This window comes from Nocardia sp. NRRL S-836, assembly GCF_001279525.1.
GTDB lineage: Bacteria > Actinomycetota > Actinomycetes > Mycobacteriales > Pseudonocardiaceae > Lentzea.
Genome location: NZ_LGDY01000059.1, coordinates 1 through 311, shown reverse-complemented (window position 1 = coordinate 311; position 311 = coordinate 1). Strand labels below are relative to the sequence as shown.

The following is a 311-nucleotide window of genomic DNA, read 5'->3' as shown; positions in this document are numbered from 1 at the left end:
GCTCGACAGCGACCCCGTCGCTGCGTGCATGGTCGCGGCAAGGGTCGAGACCGCGGGGCTGGACCCGTGGCGCCTCGGCGGTGAGGTGTGGGGGGCGGAATCCCGTGACCAGCGCCGGGACCGCCATCGAGGGCATGTTCCCGGACAGCGACTTCAACGACCCCACCCGCCCGGGGTCGCTCTCGGGCATCGGGAACGGCCCTCACACCTCCTACTTCAATTAGGTCGTGCTCGTCGACCACGCGCGCTCCGCCAAGCCCCAGCACTTCATCTAGGGTGCCAGATTTAACCTGGGTGTGGAATCAGCAGAC

1 pseudogene is annotated in these 311 nt (G+C 67.8%); it reads left to right on the top strand.

The window, feature by feature from the left end:
• Window positions 1-91: pseudogene (locus ADL03_RS49460) on the top strand (GNAT family N-acetyltransferase); the annotation flags it as partial.
• Window positions 92-311 lie beyond the last annotated feature (220 nt).